We start from the raw sequence: 18,031 nt of genomic DNA, 5'->3' as shown, positions 1-18,031 counted from the left end.
TGCCCAGTCTGCCACGCAACGGTTCCGAATCTTCGGCTGTCCCAGAGCGCGTCACCCCTGACTTCACGCTCGCCGTCCCCGCCATGCGCCTCCTGTTCTGGTTGCCCGTCCTGCTTGCTGGTCTTCCGGCCGTCGCGCACGCCCAACCGGAAACCATCCGCGGCCGCATCACCTCCGACAGCGGGCGGGTGATCAGCGGTGCCACGGTGTCCATCACCCGTGGACCGGACCGACTTGTACAACAGGCGGTGACCAATGACAGCGGGCGCTACGCCATCACGTTCGACCCGGGCACGGGCGATTATCTGGTGGCGGTGCAGGCCACGGCGTTCAAGGGTGCGCGCCGCCGCGTGACCCGCGTGGGCAATGAGCGCGAATACACGGCCGACTTCGTGCTCTCCAGCAATGTGACGTCGCTGGATGCGGTGCAGGTCACGGCCAACCAACCGGTGCGGGCCACCACGGCCGTCAATCCATATACGCAGGAAACGGGATCGGCAGAAGCCTGGCGGCAGGGGGCGAGTGCAGGACTGCCGCCCAGCGTGGCGGGCGACATTTCGACGACGGTGTCGACCATCCCGGGTGTGGTGATGGGGCCTGGTGGGCCCTCCATGTTGGGCGCATCGGGCACGAGCAATCTCACCACGTTGAATGGCATGGCCATGGGCGCGTCGAGTGTGCCGCGTGCCGCGCGGGTGGAGACGCGTGTGACGGGTGCGACGTACGATGCCACGCGAGGCGGCTTCTCCGGCGCCAACATCGATCTGCGTCTGTCGGGAGGCAGTCGGAACAACCAGAATCGCAATCTGTTCTTCACCGGTGATCTGCGCGCCCTGCAGACCACCGACGCGGTGGGTCGCGCCCTTGGTGCCACCAACCAAATGTGGCGCGCGTCGGGTGGTATCGATGGCGAGGCAATCCGTGGCGTGATGACGTACAACATCTCGGTTGATGCGTCGCGCAATGATCGCGCCCTGGTCGATCTCACCGGGGCCGATGCGCTGGCCTATGAACGGTCGGGTGTGGCGCTCGATTCGGTGCAACGTGCGCGTCAGGTCGCGCAGGGTCTTGGGCTCCGCCTGCGCCCATCGGGTATTCCGCAGTCGGTACGCCGCGACGGATTTGGAGTGATGGCCCGTTTCGACGACACCCGCGACACCAGTCGCACGCGGTTCCTCACGGTGTATGCGAACCAGTCGGAGAACGACAACGAGGGGCTCTCCGCATTGATGACCCCCAGTGCCGGCGCTGCGCGGCGAGACCGTGCGGCCGGAGCCATGTTGTCGCTCGCTCGCTGGTCGGGCCCGGCCTTCTCCACCGTGCGGACGACGCGCTTGAACGTGGGCATCGTCAACAATCGTACCACGCCCTACCTGGAGCGTCCGTCGGTGGACGTACTGGTCCGCACGACCGGGAGCACCGATGCGGCGGACGCGGGGATCGCGTCGTTGTCGCTCGGCGGACGTGGTAGTGAGATGCTCGACAACACCCGATGGACGGCGGAGGCCGATCATGAATGGCTCCGCAACATCCATGGACGCCAGCATCAGTTGCGGGCCATCGTATGGAGTCGATTCGACGGACTGACACAGCAGGGCGGTGCCAACGGATTCGGGCGCTACACCTATGCTTCGCTCGATGATCTGGCAGCCAATCGTCCAATGTCGTACTCACGCACGTTGCTCAACCCGGATCGGGAAGGGCAGGTGTGGAACAGCGCGGCGGCACTCTCGCACACCTGGACGCCGAGTCGTTTCTTCTCACTGATCTATGGCGCGCGCGTGGAAGGCAATGGCGCCCTCGATGGGCCGGCGCGCAATCCCGCGCTGGAGAGTGCGCTGGGTATTCGCACGGGGAATGTGTCGCCGCGGGTGCATGTGAGTCCGCGCGTGGGATTCACGTATGCCTTCAACAAGGCGCGTGACAACGGATCGGGTATGTCGGGCACGCCGTTTGGTACGTGGTTCCGCTATCCCACGGGGGTGTTGCGTGGTGGCATCGGCGAGTTCCGCGATCTCTGGCGCCCCGATGTATGGGCTGAAGCCGGCGCGCGCACCGGATTGCCCGGCAGTGTGTTGTCATTGAGTTGTGTGGGCAGCGCCGTGCCGCTGCCGTCGTGGTCCTCCACCGAAACACCGCTTCCCTCCCAGTGCACCGACGGCGGCGGACCACTGGGCGAACGCGCGCCTTCGGTGTCGGTGCTGAGCCGCAACTACGACGTGCCGCGCAGTTGGCGCGCCTCGCTCGACTACAACACGTCGCGCTTCACGATGGTATTCCGCGCCAGTGCATTGGGCACGTTGGATATGAATCAACCATCGTTGGTGGATCGCAATTTTGCGGGGGTATCCCGATTCACGCTGGCCAATGAAGGGGGGCGCACCGTCTTCGTGTCGCCGTCGGCGATCGATGCGGCCACGGGGGCCCTGTCGCCGGCGGAGGCGCGGCGCAGCAACGCCTACAGTCGCGTGGATATGCTCTCGAGCGATCTGCGTGGTCGCGGTGGACAGGTCACGTTCAGTGCGGGTCTGGATCGGTTCAATCGCAAATGGCGCGGCTGGCCGTTCATGACGGTCAACTACACACTGCAGCGCATCGATCGACAGCAGCGCGGATTCGATGGCGCAACGTTTGCCGATCCATCGGCCATCGAATGGGCGCCCGCGGTGACGGATGCGCGTCATGTGTGGCTGCTGCAGTTCGGACGTGGTGGCCGTCTCGGCAACTTCTCGGCGTTCGCCCGTCTGCAGTCAGGGCTGCCGTTCACTCCACTGGTACAGGGTGACGTGAATGGTGACGGTCGCAGTGGAGACCGGGCCTGGGTACCCGATCCGGCTACCACCACGGATGCGGCGTTGGCGGCAGGCTTGCGTGGGCTGCAGCAGACGGGCAGCGCGGTGGCGCGTGACTGTCTTCAGGCCACGATGGGACGCAGTGATACACGACAGGCATGCCGTGGCCCGTGGACACGTACGTTGTCGGCCAGTTGGACACCGCCCAACACCTATGCGCCGACCGGCTGGCGCAACCGATTCAACGTGACGCTGTTTGCCAACAACATCCTCTCCGGTGTGGACCAGTTGCTGCATGGGGCCAACAACCTGCGTGGATGGGGTGGTGTGTCGACACCGGATGCCACGTTGCTGGTGCCGCGTGGCTTCGATGCCACTGCGCGGGCGTTCCGCTACGATGTGAACCCGCGCTTTGCCGAAACGCGTCCCACGCGCCTGTCGTGGCGTGATCCGTTTCGTGTCACGCTCGACATCAGCTTGCGGCTGCACACGGACTTCGATTTGCAGGCGCTGCGTCGCGCCATTGAACCGGTGCGCATGAATGGGCGATGGGAACGTCGCGGTGAGGACTCGCTGGTGGCGCGCTATCTCCGGGAGACGTCGAGCATTCACAAGGTGCTGGTCGAAGAGGCGGACACCATGTTCCTGTTGCCACCGCAGATCGAAAAGCTGCGCCAGCGCGACTCCGTGTTCAGCGAACAGGTACGCGAGTTGTACCGTCCGTTGGCGCGATTCCTGGCGGCGCAGCCGGACGGGGTGGCCAGCAAGCCGGCGCTCGATTCGGTGAAGGCGGTGCAGACGAAGTATTGGGAGCTGTTCTGGAAGCAGCCGGAAATCGCGGCTGAAGTGCTCGACCCGCAGCAGATGGACGTGATCAGCCTGCTGAAAGACATGCTGACCGTGCCCGCCCCGCAGCGAAAACAATCGCGCTACTTCTTCGGACGAGGCGTGACGTTCAAGCACACCGTGCCGCAGGTGCGGAAATGAGCTGACGGCTGAGGTCGCTCATGTCGATCGCGACCTCAGAAGACCAGACTTGTGCAGCGCGTCGGGAGGCCCTAGGTTCTGGCGACCGAAGAGAAGCCGAAGTATGGTTTCGCCCGCGCCCACCGCACCAAGGAGTCAGCCCATGTCCAGCACTGCCGTTCTCACCCCCGCCGAGCTGCTGTCGCACTGGCAGGGGCTGCGCCGGGTCACCCGTCGCGTCATCGAGGTATTCCCCGAAGAGCATCTGCACACGTTCTCGGTGGGCGGTATGCGTCCGTTCGCGGCGTTGGCCGCCGAGATGCTGGCCATTGCTGTTCCGATGGCGAAGCAGATTGCGGGTGGGGAGTCGACCGAATACGAAGGCACACCACCGGCCACGAAGGCGGAGTTGTTGGCGAAGTGGGACGAGGCCACAGCGGAACTCGACACCTGGTACGCGAAGGTGGCGCCCGAGCGCTTCGGCGAAACGATCACGCTGTTCGGGCAGTACACGGGCACGGTGTGGAGCCAGTTTTTCTACGCCATCGACAACGAAAATCACCATCGTGGGCAGGGTTATGTGTATCTGCGCGCGCTGGGCATCGAACCGCCGCCATTCTGGGATCGCCAGTAACAACTGAACGCCAATACATGAAACGCCGTCATCTGCGCCCGGAATCGCAGGTGACGGCGTTCTCTGTTTGGTCTTCCCTTCGTTCCTTTGATGTCCTGCTGCTTTCGCGCGCAGCGCCAGCAGGAACCCTTCCATTCCGCCGCATTCCCTTGCCGTCCCGAACAGCCGTTCATACGGCGGGAGCCATGAAGGGATCTTAAGGGTTCCTGCTGGCGCTGCGCGCGAAAACAGCAGGAGGGGAAGGGATTGGAAAGGCGAGTGGCTTCGGAAATGGGGTGAATTTTCTTTCTCTTTTTGATGATGTCTCAGGGGCGCGTGCCGATGTGTTTGGCCAACCAGGCGTGACGGGATTGGGTGGCAGTGGCGGGGAGTCCGTGACCGGAGTCGTACCACTCCACTGTGGTGTACGATGGCAGGGCGCGGTGTAGTGCTTCGGCGTCTTCGGTAGCCACGAATTGATCGCGTCGGCCATTCTGCACCAGGAGCGCTGGTGTGCGAATGGATGCGGCATACCGAATGGGTTCGATGGGGCGCATGGCGGCGAGCCACCGTTGCTGCTCTGTGGGGCGCAGCGCGGCGAGTGGGCCGGTGGGAGTGCCGTCGCGATTCGTGACGTGATCGACCATGCCGCCGTCGGGCACGAACAGTATGGCCGCTGCGATACGGTGTTCGACGCCGAGGAAGAGTGTGCCCATGGCGCCGCCATAGCTGCCGCCCACGTAGGCAATGTGTGTGGCGTCCACATCGGGGCGTTGTGTGAGCAGGTCTACGGCGCGGCGCAGGTCGTGTATGAGTTGCACCTGATCGATGCTGTCCTGCGCGGTGAACGAGGGTCGTTCACCGCGTTGGGCCCATGGAGCATCGATAGCGAGCACGATGGCGCCACGTCGTGCGTGGCCGAGGCCCACACCACGCATGGCTTGCTCGGCGGTGCCCGGCAGGCCGTGCATGAGAATGACCGCGGGGAGCTTTCCGCTGATACGTGGTACCGCCAGTTGACCGGTGACACGTGCGCCGCCAGAACTGGCGTAGCTGATACGATACAGGGTGCTGCCGGTGTCTACCCAGGCAAGAGGCTCGGTCGTAATGTCGAGTGGAGCCGATGCCTCATGGCGGAAGAGTGCGCGTGGGTCCTGCGGGACGGACGCGGGTCGGGCGGCATTGGTGCGGGATGTGGCGCCGAACAGCAGGCAGGCGATGGCGCCGAGCATCAGCAGGGTGGGTGTGCGAAGTGTCCTCATGATTCATCGGACACATCGGTACGGCGATTGGTGCACTCCTGGCGCGCGATATTCGGCTCTCCGGTGTTTCCAAGTCGTTCGGTCGCCGCGCCCTGGGATGCTCACTGCGGGCGCGGCGATGTTCTCTTCCCAAACGTCGAGCTAACGCGGCAACCCCTGCTCGAGATCAGCCACGATGTACGCCATGATCGCCATCGCGGCCACACAGCGCTGCACTTCTTTGGGATCGAGTTTGTCGGGCGTATCGGCGTCGGTGTGATGGAACCAGAAGTACCGGCTGCCATCCACGTCGAGCCCCATGCCCGGCACGCCGGTCTGCATGATCGGACCGATATCCGCACCACCACCATTCGGGCCGATACGTCCGGCACCAATCGGCGTGAGCAGGGTGCCTACCGCTTCCACCAGCTTGCGTGCCTCGGCTGATCCCGTGAAGCCGAAGCCCAGCGGGGAGAACACGCCACCATCGCTTTCGATGGCCAGTTGATGCACCTCGTTCTGGTGCGCATCACGATAGGCCTGTCCGCCACGGCCACCGTTCTCTTCATTGGTCCAACCCACCACCCGAATGGTGCGCCGCGGCGTAAGGCCCAGCTTCTTGAGCAAGCGAATGGCCTCCCACGCAGCCACCACACCCCCGGCGTCGTCCATCGCACCCTGACCCACATCCCATGAGTCGATGTGGCCACCCATCACCACGATTTCGGCCGGCTTCTCTCGGCCTTTGAGTTCTCCCATGACATTGTGGCTCACCGCATCGGGGAGCATACGTGCGCTCATCTTGAGCGTCACGCGCACCTTCTCGCCGCGCGCGATCATGCGACGCATCATCATCGCGTCTTCCGCCGTCACGCTGGCGTGCGGAATCTTCGCGACCGTGCTGTCATAGGCCATGTTGCCGGTGTGCGGCGTACGCATGCTGTACGGGCCGGCTGAGCGGGCGAGGCTGGCCACCGCGCCCGCCTTGGCCGCGGCCACGGCGCCTTGCCGGCGGAACGCGCCGTTGTAGCCGTAGTCGCGCCATTCGGCGTCGTACAACACGATTTTGCCCTTCGCTTCGGCCGCACGCTGCGTGAGCTCCTCGAATGACGCCACCACCATCACTTCGGCCGTGATGCCGGCGGCGGGGGTTGCGATGCTGCCTCCCAAGCCGAGCATCGGCAGGAGCTGGCGACGCGGCGCCACCAGTTCGAGGGACTCCGTGCCGCGCACCCAATGCGGCACCATCACACGTTCCTTGCGCACATTGTCGAGCCCATCGCCCTTCATGGTGGTGACGGTCCAGTCGATGGCCTGCTCGAGCGATTGAGAGCCCGAAAACCGATGGCCAAACCGGTCGCTCAGTTCGGCGATGCGATTCCAGGCCCCGGCACTGTCGGCCTGGGCGGCGGCGATGATGCGGTTCGCGATATCGCGATACTTCGCGGGAATGGCATCGGCCGGCTGGGCCAGCAGCGCGGACGGGCAGGCGGCCAGCGAGAGCGCAGCAACCGTGCGCCGGAAACGAGTGTGCATGGGATCCGGAGTGAGGGGATGAGGCAATCTGCGGCGCCGGATCGGCCGGGTGCAACGCATCGGCGGCTGTTGCAGCGGCGGCGGTCGTGGCAGCTTCCGGGCATGACTGGATTTCCCCTAACTCTGCTGGCCGCGGTCGCGGCAGTCGCCGCTCAACTGCTGGCCCCCCTGGCGGTGCGCCCGGTTGCGGCGCAGCCCATCGACTCCGTCTGGATCAAGGCGAACTATCGCAAGGTCGAGGCGCGCGTCCCGATGCGCGACGGCGTGAAGCTGCTGACATCCATCTACGTGCCGCGCGACACGGCCGGGAAACGCTTCCCGTTCCTGATGACCCGCACGCCGTACAGCGCGCAGCCCTACGGTGAGGCGATCCGGGGGACGCTGGGCCCCAGCAGCAATCCCCGCTTTGCGCGCGACGGGTATGTGTTTGTCGTGCAGGACGTGCGCGGCCGCTACCTGTCCGAAGGCAACTTCACCAGCATGACGCCGCACAACCCGGCCAAGAAGCCAGGTGACGTGGACGAAAGCACCGATGCCTACGACACCATCGAGTGGTTGCTCAAGAACGTCACGCCGAACAACGGACGTGTGGGCATTCATGGCGGCTCCTGGCCCGGTTTCTATGCCACGGCCAGTTGCATCGATGCCCATCCCGCCCTGGTGGCTTGTTCGCCGCAGGCGCCCATGACCGATGTGTGGATGGGTGACGACAATTTCCACAACGGCGCGTTTTTGCTGGCGCACAACTTCACGTTCTTCTACCGTTTCGGGCGTCCCGATGGCAGCCCTCCGGGTGTGGAGCGTGGCAGCCGCCTCAGCATCGGCCCCGATGCATACCAGTACTACCTGAACCTTGGCCCCGTCGGCCCAGCGGCACGGCGCATCATGCCGCGCGATTCGGCACCGGTGTGGTACGAGTTTGTGCCGCACGTGACCTACGACGAATACAACAAGGCGCGTGACATCAGCCGCTTCGTGAAGAACATGAAGCCGGCCATGCTCATTGTGGGCGGACTGTTCGACACCGAAGACCTGGCGGGTCCATGGCGCACCTGGCGGGGTGTGGAGCGCCTGTCGCCGAACAACAATGCCCGCATCATTGTGGGACCGTGGTCACATGGTGGATGGGGACGTGGTGATGCCAATGCGCTCGGTCCGCAGCGCTTCGGGTCGGCCTCGCTGGGCGTCTACTTCCGCGATTCGGTGGAGTATCCCTTCTTCGTGCATCACCTGAAGGGCGGTCCCGATCCGAAGCTGGCGGAAGCGACGGTGTTCGAGACCGGCAGGAATGTGTGGCGCCAGTATGAGCAGTTCCCGCCGGCCGACGCGGCGCCGCGTGCGCTGTACTTCCATGCCGGTGGCAAGCTGTCGTTCTCCGCACCCGCCGCCGCCACGGGTGCTGCGGCGTACGACAGCTACGTGAGCGATCCGATGAAGCCGGTTCCCACGATGGATCGCATTGAAGGGCAGGGCATGCCGCGCGACTACATCGTGGCCGATCAGCGCTATGCGTCGCGTCGTCCCGATGTGCTCACCTACGTGAGCGATGTGCTCACGGAAGACATCACCATCGCCGGTCCCATCGTGCCGAAGCTGCATGTGGCCACCAGCGGTACCGATGCCGACTTCATGGTGAAGCTCATCGACGTGCAGCCGGACAACGCCCCGAATCTCAAGGACGATGAACAGGGCTTTGTGCGCGCCGGTGCTCAGTTCCTCATTCGCGGAGAACCGTTCCGCGCGCGCTATCGGCGCAGTTGGGAGAAGCCGATTCCGTTCACGCCCAATGTGCCGGACTCGCTGGCATTCGAGATGCCCGATGTGAACCACACGTTCCTCAAGGGACACCGCATCATGGTGCAGGTGCAGAGCACCTGGTTCCCGTTCGTCGATCGCAATCCGCAGACGTTCGTGCGCGATATCTTCGAAGCCAAGCCGTCCGACTACAAGGCCGCCACGATGCGTGTGTATCACGTGCCGGCAAAAGCGTCGCGCATCGAAGTGCGTACGCTGCGATGAGCCAGACCGCCGAAGCGCTGTTGCAGGACCTTGCCCATCCGCACGACGACGTCATTCGTGCGGTACGGGACGTCATCCTGTCGTCGGACAAGGCGGTGCAGGAGGGTGTGAAGTGGAACGCGCCGAGCTATTTCACATCCGAACATTTCGCGACCTTTCACTTGCGCGGGAAGTCCGGGGTGCAGGTGGTGCTGCATCTTGGTGCCAAAGCTCGACCGGGGGTGGATATGCCGTCGAACGTGTCCGACCCCGAAAAGTTGCTCACGTGGAAGGGTGCCGATCGTGCGGTGCTGCACTTCGCCGATGTGGCGCAGGTGCGGCGTGACAAAAAGGCGGTGCTCGCCATCCTGAAACAATGGCTGCCCCACGTGGTGGCCTGACCTCTGCGGTGTATCCATGACTGATATCCGTCGCGACATCGTGACTGGCGCGCTCGCCGAAAGCGCCGATGCTCTGAACGCACTGCGCAACAACGCAGCGACGCTCGACGCCATCATGGCTGCCGGCGCACTGCTGGCCGAAACGCTGAGTGGCCGCGGCCGCGTGTATTCGTGCGGCAATGGCGGCTCCATGAGCGATGCCATGCACTTCGCCGAAGAGTTGTCAGGGCGCTACCGACAGAACCGTCGCGCGCTGGCCGCGCAGGCGATCAGCGATGTGGGGCATCTGAGCTGCGTCGCCAACGACTTCGGATACGAACAGGTGTTTGCGCGCTATGTGGAGGCGCATGGACAAGCCGGTGATGTCCTGGTGGCCATCAGTACGAGCGGCACGAGTCCCAATGTGTTGCGCGCCGCCGAAGTAGCACGCGCACGCGGTATGCATGTGGTGGCCTTCACCGGCCGGCGCGACACGCCGCTTGGCGCGCTGGCCGATATCGAACTGTGCACGCCTGCCGGGCGCTATGCCGATCGTGTGCAGGAATTGCACATCAAGGTCATTCACATTCTGCTCGAGCTGGTGGAGCAGGCGTTGTTCCCCGAGCTGTCGACTCCGCCGGCGCACTCCACATGATGCAGCCGGCGCCGGTGCGTCGCACCCAGGTGCATCAGCGCGTTTAGCCGCCCGTTGCGCCCGCCACATGCTGGGCGAGATTCTCGGCCTGTCCCGTCCAGCCGGCGTGATTCATCATGAACGCACGCTCGCGACGATGCGCCGGTACGTCATCGAAGCCCGATTCAATGATGGTGAGCTGTGTTCCGTCACCCTCGGCTTCGAGAAGGAACTCCACCAGTGTGGTGGGCTCGGTGGCAGGGTCCACGCTGGCATCGATGCCGAAGGGAATCCAGCGGAAGGCGAAGCGCTGCTCGGGGGTGATTGCGTCGACGGTACAAAACACCGTGGGGCCGTCGGGGATCGTGACGGGTGAGGGGGTGAGTCCCATGCTCTCCTGGAATTCCATCACGCCATCCGCGTTCAAGCGCTCGTCAAACCGACCCGTGACTGGCTGTCCCACGACAAAGGGGCCATCGAGCTGCACGCCGAACCAGGCGCCGAACTCCTGATGATCCGTGATCGCACGCCAGACGCGACGTACCGGCGCGGCGATCAGCACTCGCTTCTTGATGCGATCCGGGCCTGCCATGGGGCCTCGCCTGAGAGGGTGGGAGATCGATGTGCACCTGGAGTTACATGATATCTGCGGTGTCGTGGTGCACAACCGGGGCGTCCGTACGCGATATTCAGGAATCACCCCCTTTCCCGAGATCATGGTCCGTCTCAAGGCGTCTCGTTTCACGCTTGCGGCCTCGATGCCGCTGGCTTTTGTGGGCACGGCTTCGGCCCTGGTGACCACCGTTTCGGCGCAACAGAGCGTTCGTGCGGAGCCCACGGTGCAGGTCACCGGTGCGGTGTCACAATCGCTGACGCTGAAGGCGTCGGATCTGGCGGCGATGCCACGCGCCTCGGTGCGTACGGAAAGCAATGGCATCGTCACCACCTACGAGGGCGTGTGGGTGGCCGAGGTGCTGAAGAAAGCCGGCGCCCCGCTGGGCAATGCGTTGCGCGGTGCGGCACTGTCGACCTATGTGATTGCCGTGGCTTCCGACGGCTACCAGGTGGTGTTTTCGCTGGGCGAACTCGACCCCGACATGTCGGGAGGTCAGTTCCTGCTGGCCGACCATGCCAATGGTCAGGCGCTGTTTGGTGAGACGGGGGCATTCCGCCTGGTGGTGCCGACCGACAAGCGTGGCGCGCGTTCGGTGCGCATGTTGTCGAGTCTCCAGGTAGTCACGGTGCGGAAGTAGCGTCATGCGCCGCGGCCTGACGACGGTGTCCGCGCTGGCGTTCACGCTGGGCGCGGTCTGTGTGGCGTCGGTGTTGCGATGGTTCGATCGGCCTGTGGCAACCGTTGCCAGTGCCGTCTCAGTGGTGGAGCCGGAACCGTACGCATGGGATATTCCGGCGCCCTTCCCACGCCCGCCGGTGCCGGCTGACAATCCCATGTCGGCGGCCAAGGTGGATCTCGGGGCGCATCTCTTCCACGACGCGCGCCTCTCGGCCAACCGGCGCTTGTCCTGTGCGGCCTGCCATACGCAGTCGCTGGGTTTTGCCGACGGACGCGGTCGTGCGATCGGGTCTCTGGGTGATGTGCATCCGCGCGGCAGCATGAGTCTGGCCAATGTGGCGTACAATCCGGCCTACAACTGGGCGGATCCCAACACCACCTCGCTCGAGGCGCAGGTGCTGGTGCCACTCTTCGGCACGGCGCCCGTGGAGTTGGGGCATGCCCCGGATGGTGCGGAATTGCTGGCCCGGCTCGGCGCGGATGCCCGCTATCGGGCGCTGTTTGCCAGCGCATTTCCGCAGGATACGGCGGCGATCAGCGTGGCCAATGTGGCGCGTGCGCTGGCCTCGTTTCAGCGGACACTCATTTCGGTGCGGTCACCGTACGATCGGTATCGCTATGGTGGTGATCGCAATGCCATCTCCGACGCGGCCAAGCGTGGTGAGGTGATTTTCTTTTCCGGACAGCGTGGTGGGTGTTTTCAGTGTCATGGCGGCTGGAACTTCAGCGGCGGCATTCGCCATGAACGGGACACCACGACACAGGCCGCATTCTTCAATACCGGGTTGTACAACCTGACTGGCCCGTCGTCGTATCCGGCGCTGAACACGGGTCTGCATGCGATCACGAAACGTGCCGAGGATGTGGGCCGCTTCCGTGCACCGACCTTACGCAATATCGCGATGACCGCGCCGTACATGCACGACGGTAGTATCGAGACGCTCGAAGAGGTGATCGACCACTATGCGGCGGGTGGGCGCACACTCACGCAGGGTCCGAACGCCGGCGTGGGGCGCAACAATCCGAACAAGGCCCCGTCGGTGCACGGGTTCACACTCAGTGGCACCGACCGGCAGGATCTGGTGGCGTTTCTCGAGTCGCTCACCGATACGACGTTCCTGACCAGCCCGGCTTTCAGCAGCCCGTGGCGTCGTGCCCGATAGCGGCATCGCTATTTGGCAGGCCAATAGCGCGATCGATATGGCGATGGCGCGCGGGCTCTTTCGGGAATACCAACAGCAGTTGGGTATTGATCTCCAGTTTCAGGCATTCGATCAGGAGTTGGCGTCACTACCGGGTGCGTATGGTGCTCCGCGTGGGGCGTTGCTGCTGGCCGCGCGCGATGGGGTACCGGTCGGATGTGGTGCCCTGCGGGCGCTCGATGAAACACGCGCAGAAATGAAGCGGTTGTATGTACGCCCAGATGCGCGTGGCAGCGGCGCCGGTGTGCTGCTGGTGGAAGCGCTGGTGCGGGAGGGTGAGCGATTGGGCTATACACAGTTGGTCCTCGACACGCTGCCATCGATGGCAGTGGCGCATCGGCTGTATGAACGGTGCGGATTCGCCGAGATCGCGCCTTATCATGACGGAGCCTTGCCGGGCACGCGGTTTTACGGGCGTACGCTGCGGCGTTAGCACGCGCGGCGGCATCGTGCATCGTTTGTGTGACAAATCACAATGGCGATATTGTCGCTGAATACACAGGACATATTGGTGATGAGGTGCCGAACCCAATGCCGGAGCGTGTTCGATGATCAGTGTAGTCAGGACCAAGTATGCTGCCGTGGTGATGGCTGCGGCTTTTGCCACGGCGTGTGGATGTGATGCCGTGGGGTATCCGGCGGTCGAAATCCAGTTGATGGATGGTTTCTCCACGCAGCCGTTGACGCTGGCCAATGCCGTCGTTCACACAACGATCAACGGCAACCAGCGACCCCCATATACCCACCAGGCATCAGTGACTTCATCGGTCTATTGGGGGTGTTGTAGCGCAGGCCGTTGGGACATTCAGATAGACCGATCAGGATATCGATCGTTCGATACCACCGTGCAAGTTCGATCCCAGGGCAGTTGTGGTCGGCCGGTTCTCAAGCGCTTTCAGGCACGGATGTTTCCGGTAACGGATTCGTAGCCGTCTGTGGTTGTCCCGTGCTACGGAAGAGCATCTGAAGACACATTGTCGCGAGAGGAACATGTTGCGGTTTCCCTGCCCATTGGGTGTGATGTCATTTCGCGCTCGCTGCCTGTCATGCGTGCTGTTCGCCACGCTCCTGCTCGTCGCTGCCGATCTGTCCGCGCAGACCGCTGTGGCACGCGCAGTGCTTCTGAACAACCACAACCGCTTCGTCAAGAAGGATCTTCCCGGAGTCGGCGTGTTGTTGCGTGGTGCGATCGGCGATTCACCGATTGCCTGGCGGCTGGGGGTTGATCATGCGCGGGGCGAGCGGGAGCTGACTCAGAGTACCTGTCAGGGGCTGGTGTCACCGGGCGATGATTGTGTTCCGGAGCCGACGGTCTCACGGAGCCGCTTCTGGTCGGGAAGTGCGGGGCTCTCGGTGGCCATCGTCGATCGACCCCGTGGTGCGCTCTCCGTCGTTGGCGATCTGCACTTGGCGGAGCTGGCGGTGCGCATGCATGGTCAGCGCACGGACCGCACCCTGAGATCCACACAACCGCTGTTGGGCGTTTCAGGCGGGTTGGCGGCGTCGTGGAAGCCGGTATTGGCGTGGCCCGTCGCGCTCGAGGCAGAGATGGCAGCGGGCCATGTGCCACCATATCCTGGCATGGAGGCCACCGATACGTTCTATGCCGGCGGAGTGGAATTCCGCCGTTACAGCCTCGGTCTTGCCTGGCGCCTGTGAATGCGCATCTTCTCAGGTAACCCCTCCAAGGAGAATCCGGCATGAAGCAGTACGGCGCAGAATTTCTCGGAACGTTCTGGCTGGTGCTTGGTGGTTGTGGCAGTGCAGTGCTCGCCGCAGCCTTCCCGAATGTCGGTATCGGTTTGCTGGGCGTGTCATTTGCGTTTGGTCTGACGGTGCTCACGATGGCCTTTGCTATCGGACACATCTCCGGTTGCCACCTCAATCCCGCGGTGTCCGTGGGCTTGTGTGTGGCCGGACGTTTTCCCGCAGCCAAGCTGGGCCCCTACATCGTGGCGCAGGTCCTGGGCGCTATCGCAGCCGGCGGCGTGCTGTATGTGATCGCCAGTGGCAACCCGGCCTTCGATGTCAGCGCGGGATTCGCGTCGAACGGCTTTGCGGAGCATTCGCCCGGCGGCTACTCCATGGTCGCCGCCCTGGTGACCGAAGTGGTGATGACCATGTTCTTCCTGCTCATCATCCTCGGCGCCACGGACAAGCGTGCGCCGGCCGGCTTTGCGCCGATTGCCATCGGTCTTGGCCTGACGCTCATCCACCTGGTGAGCATCCCGGTCACCAACACCTCGGTAAATCCCGCGCGCAGCACCGGCGTGGCGGTGTTTGTGGGTGGGTGGGCGATTTCGCAGCTCTGGCTCTTCTGGGTGGCGCCGATCATCGGTGGCGCGATTGGCGCCGTGGTATACAAGGCGATCGGCGAAGAATCCGCCTGAACCGCTGATCACATCCGGGGCCACCACAGAATCATGGTGGCGCTGGCAATACCCGCCGCAGTGGCCACCGTGCAGAGGATCAGCACGGTGGCCATTGTCATGTGCACCACCGCACGTTGCTGCTCGCGGGCCCGGAGATAGCCTTCGAGTACCAGCAGGGGCAGCAGGAATTGGGCGAAGGCGAGACCGGTGAGAAAGGGGCCGGTGAACGTGTTCGGATCAAAGCCCACCGGGCCGCCGTTGATGACCAGCCACAATGTCAGGCCAATGCGAAAGAACCACACCCCATTGGCGGCGAGGTACAGACGCAGCGCCCAGCGTCGATGGGTGCTGATGTTGCGTGCACGCCCAGCACGCACCGCCATGAAGGCACAGAACAGGATCACCAGCGCGTTGCTGCTCACGCCCAGGTGATTGCCCCCATCACCCGCGGCCCCACCACGCACCCAGACGAGATACAACCCACCCACCGCGAGCAGTGAGGCGAGTGTGGCGAAGGCGCGGCCACTCCAGCGGTGCAGGTGCGGCGCCCGGCGGCGGATGACGGGTAGGAGCTGCACGCCACTCAGCACAATCATGAGCACCGCCATGAACAGGTGTGAGGCGATGACGGCATTGCCCACTGTGTCGCCCGGCACATGTCCACGAGGCATGACGGTGTCGAGCGCTTCGGCAAAGCGACCCGCCACGAGGCCGCTGCCGTACAGCATGGTGATGTACAGCGCGAAGAAGAGCTGTCCGGTGACGGCCACGGTGGTCCAGGCCACCGCCGATCGGGTCAGCCAACGGGTAGAGGTGGAAGAGATCATGAGCGCAGAGTGCGATCGGTTCACCGTCGCCGCGATGATCCACGGACCCAGCGACATGATCCGCTGCCTCTGGATGAATCCCGCCATGTGAATCCCCGGGCCCTCTCGAGCCGTTGGGTGAGCATCTCTCCCGCCTCCCCATGATTCTGTCGCCTGCACGATCGCCCGTTTTACCCTCCGCTCTCGCGGCTGCCACGATGTCCGTGGGGTATACAGAGGGTTTTCTCGACTACGCTGTGGAGCGTGGCTGCTCGCGCCCCTCACTGCTGCGCGTGGCAGGGCTCGACGCGGCGTGGTTCACCGGTGCCAGTCATGCCGATCGTCGGGTGCCGCTGGCCGGTCATCTCGCGTTGGTGCGACAGGCCGCGTTGTTGCTCAACGACCCTGCAGTGGCACTACACTGGGGCGAGGCGGTGGCCTGCGCGCAGATCTCGGTGGTGGGCGCCGTCGGTAGTGCGTCCGGCACCGTGGCCGATGCCTTTCAGCAGCTCAATCGATACGCGCGCCTCTCGTTCGACTTTGGGGAGGCACCAGGCGTCGATCGGTATGGGTTCGAGCGCCGCCGCGAAGGCATCTGGATGTTCGATACGCGCCCGCATGTCGCGAGCACGATCGAGCTCACGGAAGCGACGTTTGCCCGGTTTGCCGGCGGGATGCGGGCGCGTGCGGGCCATCAGGTGCTGCGTGCGGTGTCCTTGACCTATGCGCCGCCAGCGCACGAAGCGATCTACACCGAGGTGTTCGGTGTGCCGGTGCAGTTCGGGGCTGATCGCAATGCGCTGCTGCTGGACCCGAGTTGGTGGGAGCACACGCTCGCTCCCACGCCACGCACGACGTATCGCATCCTCACCACGCACGCCGATGAACAACTCGAGGTGTTGCAGCGCACGCAGGGCTGTCGTGGTCGCGTCGAAGCCGTGTTGCGCGCCCGATTGCCTGAGGGGCAGGTGAGCATGCCGGCGGTGGCGTCTGCGCTGGCCATGAGCCGTCAGACGCTGCTGCGCAATTTGCAGGCAGAAGGCACCACGTTTGCCCAGGTGGTCGCCGAATTGCGCGAATCACTCGCGATGCACTATCTCACCGAACGTGGCGCAACGGTACAACAAACGGCGGCGCTGCTGGGATTTTCTGAACCGGCGGCCTTTTCCCGAGCGTTCAAACGCTGGACGGGGCAGAGTCCGCGAGCAGTCGTTGGCGGTGCGCGCGACGATATGCGCCAGGCCCCTGTCCCTGCACGCGCGTGAAGGCCTTCATGAACGCGGCCGCGTTGCCGTAGCCCACGCGTTGTGCGATGGCCGGTACGCTGTCGCTACGATCACGCAGCCACTCCGCTGCCTGTGTCATGCGCCAGCGTGTGAGATACTGTAGCGGCGATTCGCCCACGAGCTCCGCAAACCGTGCCGCGAACGCCGAGCGTGATTGACCCACCTCGTGCGCCAATGAGGCCACGGTCCATGTATCGGCGGGACGGGCATGCATGAGGCGCAGTGCCGCGCCGATGTGGGGATCGGCCAATGCACACAATCCCTGCGCATGCGCAGTGTGATCGGACGCGGCCGCATTGGCCTCATAGGTGCGACGTGTGTGCACCCGCAACGCCTGCACCAGCAGGATCTCGGCCAGTCGTGTGGACAACAGCGCACCGCCGGGCGCGGGATTGGCACTCTCGGCGAGGATGAGCTGAATGGTCGCGGCCAGCGCAGCGCCCATATCGGCGTCGCCGGCGGCCACGTGCAGCACCGGTGGCAGCGTCTCCAGCAGAATACCGCGGCCTTCCGCGCCGAACCGGAACGCACCGGCCACGAAAGTGGTGGCCGTGCCACCACCGCCCATGCGGATGGTCTCCATGGTGGTGGGGCGCGGACAACTATTGGCACCCACCTCATGGGCGACCGCCATGGAGTGTTCGGCATCGCGCAGTACATGGCTTCCGCCGTGTGGCAGCAGCACCACGTCTCCGGCCGACAGGGCCACCGGAGCGATGGCGGTGTCTCCGCCCGTCAGTTCCAGCCAAGCACTGCCCCGGGCGAGCAGGTAGAAGGCGAAGTAGTCGTCGCCGGGCACACGCATCGCCCATGGCGCGGATGCCTCGAACCGTCCGAACACCCTGGCCGACAGCCGTACGGCGCGCAGGATGTCCGATACCACGTCAGAATCGTCCATGTTTGTTGGACGA

16 protein-coding genes are annotated in these 18,031 nt (G+C 64.3%); 11 read left to right on the top strand and 5 right to left on the bottom strand.

Translation table 11 applies throughout. From position 1 onward, the window contains the following. Positions 1-83 precede the first annotated feature (83 nt). Both GAU_RS16900 and GAU_RS16895 read left to right on the top strand, forming a co-directional pair. Positions 84-3,779 (top strand): carboxypeptidase-like regulatory domain-containing protein, encoded by a 3,696-nt coding sequence (locus GAU_RS16900; protein WP_041265640.1) that lies wholly within the window; start codon positions 84-86, stop codon positions 3,777-3,779. Positions 3,780-3,921: 142 nt separating this feature from the next. After that, entirely contained in the window at positions 3,922-4,392 is a 471-nt protein-coding gene (locus GAU_RS16895; protein WP_015895121.1) for a DinB family protein, read from the top strand. A gap of 305 nt (positions 4,393-4,697) precedes the next feature. Here GAU_RS16895 and GAU_RS16890 read toward each other — a convergent pair whose 3' ends face one another. Together GAU_RS16890 and GAU_RS16885 are read right to left on the bottom strand one after the other, a co-directional pair. Further along, on the bottom strand, positions 4,698-5,633 hold the full coding sequence (locus tag GAU_RS16890) for an alpha/beta hydrolase family protein (protein WP_015895120.1): 936 nt from the start codon (positions 5,631-5,633) through the stop codon (positions 4,698-4,700). A gap of 141 nt (positions 5,634-5,774) precedes the next feature. After that, positions 5,775-7,148, bottom strand: a complete 1,374-nt coding sequence (locus GAU_RS16885; RefSeq protein WP_015895119.1) for a M20/M25/M40 family metallo-hydrolase — start codon at positions 7,146-7,148, stop codon at positions 5,775-5,777. Between the two features lie 102 nt (positions 7,149-7,250). Between GAU_RS16885 and GAU_RS16880 the strand changes: the two genes are divergently transcribed. From GAU_RS16880 to GAU_RS16870, 3 genes are read left to right on the top strand one after another with little or no spacing between them, the layout of a single operon-like run. Then, positions 7,251-9,167: a CocE/NonD family hydrolase gene (locus GAU_RS16880; protein ID WP_041265638.1), complete on the top strand. Its 1,917-nt coding sequence runs from the start codon at positions 7,251-7,253 to the stop codon at positions 9,165-9,167. Beyond that, entirely contained in the window at positions 9,164-9,547 is a 384-nt protein-coding gene (locus GAU_RS16875; protein WP_015895117.1) for a DUF1801 domain-containing protein, read from the top strand. The genes GAU_RS16880 and GAU_RS16875 overlap by 4 nt, the downstream gene beginning before the upstream one ends. Before the next feature lie 16 nt (positions 9,548-9,563). Beyond that, positions 9,564-10,181 carry an SIS domain-containing protein gene (locus tag GAU_RS16870; protein ID WP_015895116.1) on the top strand — a complete coding sequence of 206 codons (618 nt, stop codon included), beginning with the start codon at positions 9,564-9,566 and terminating at the stop codon, positions 10,179-10,181. A 43-nt stretch (positions 10,182-10,224) separates the two neighbouring features. Here GAU_RS16870 and GAU_RS16865 read toward each other — a convergent pair whose 3' ends face one another. Then, a complete protein-coding gene (locus GAU_RS16865) occupies positions 10,225-10,752 on the bottom strand; it encodes an SRPBCC family protein (RefSeq protein ID WP_015895115.1) in 528 nt (175 codons plus the stop codon). Between the two features lie 124 nt (positions 10,753-10,876). On the opposite strand from GAU_RS16865, the gene GAU_RS16860 reads away from it, so the two are divergent. From GAU_RS16860 to aqpZ, 5 genes are all read left to right on the top strand, one after another. Beyond that, a complete protein-coding gene (locus GAU_RS16860; RefSeq protein ID WP_052574515.1) occupies positions 10,877-11,413 on the top strand; it encodes a molybdopterin-dependent oxidoreductase in 537 nt (178 codons plus the stop codon). Between the two features lie 4 nt (positions 11,414-11,417). Then, positions 11,418-12,617, top strand: a complete 1,200-nt coding sequence (locus GAU_RS16855; protein ID WP_015895113.1) for a methanobactin export MATE transporter MbnM — start codon at positions 11,418-11,420, stop codon at positions 12,615-12,617. Then, the gene (locus GAU_RS16850) at positions 12,607-13,089 is read left to right on the top strand and encodes a GNAT family N-acetyltransferase (protein WP_015895112.1); all 483 of its coding nucleotides are present in this window, start codon (positions 12,607-12,609) and stop codon (positions 13,087-13,089) included. The genes GAU_RS16855 and GAU_RS16850 overlap by 11 nt, the downstream gene beginning before the upstream one ends. Positions 13,090-13,676: 587 nt before the next feature. Continuing rightward, positions 13,677-14,315 (top strand): hypothetical protein, encoded by a 639-nt coding sequence (locus GAU_RS16845; protein WP_041265637.1) that lies wholly within the window; start codon positions 13,677-13,679, stop codon positions 14,313-14,315. Between the two features lie 41 nt (positions 14,316-14,356). Continuing rightward, on the top strand, positions 14,357-15,046 hold the full coding sequence (gene aqpZ / locus GAU_RS16840; protein WP_015895110.1) for an aquaporin Z: 690 nt from the start codon (positions 14,357-14,359) through the stop codon (positions 15,044-15,046). Positions 15,047-15,054: 8 nt separating this feature from the next. Here aqpZ and GAU_RS16835 read toward each other — a convergent pair whose 3' ends face one another. Then, complete coding sequence (locus GAU_RS16835) at positions 15,055-15,855, bottom strand: DUF2306 domain-containing protein (RefSeq protein WP_070105098.1); 801 nt, start codon at positions 15,853-15,855, stop codon at positions 15,055-15,057. Positions 15,856-16,052: 197 nt separating this feature from the next. Between GAU_RS16835 and GAU_RS16830 the strand changes: the two genes are divergently transcribed. Further along, positions 16,053-17,099 carry an AraC family transcriptional regulator gene (locus GAU_RS16830; protein ID WP_052574513.1) on the top strand — a complete coding sequence of 349 codons (1,047 nt, stop codon included), beginning with the start codon at positions 16,053-16,055 and terminating at the stop codon, positions 17,097-17,099. Here the strand turns inward: GAU_RS16830 and GAU_RS16825 are convergent. Beyond that, a complete protein-coding gene (locus tag GAU_RS16825) occupies positions 17,011-18,018 on the bottom strand; it encodes an AraC family transcriptional regulator (protein ID WP_015895107.1) in 1,008 nt (335 codons plus the stop codon). The two genes, GAU_RS16830 and GAU_RS16825, sit on opposite strands and share 89 nt — an antisense overlap. Positions 18,019-18,031 lie beyond the last annotated feature (13 nt).

The organism is Gemmatimonas aurantiaca T-27 (assembly GCF_000010305.1).
In the GTDB taxonomy this organism is placed as follows: Bacteria; Gemmatimonadota; Gemmatimonadetes; order Gemmatimonadales; family Gemmatimonadaceae; genus Gemmatimonas; species Gemmatimonas aurantiaca.
This window is presented reverse-complemented; position numbering and strand designations above follow the sequence as displayed.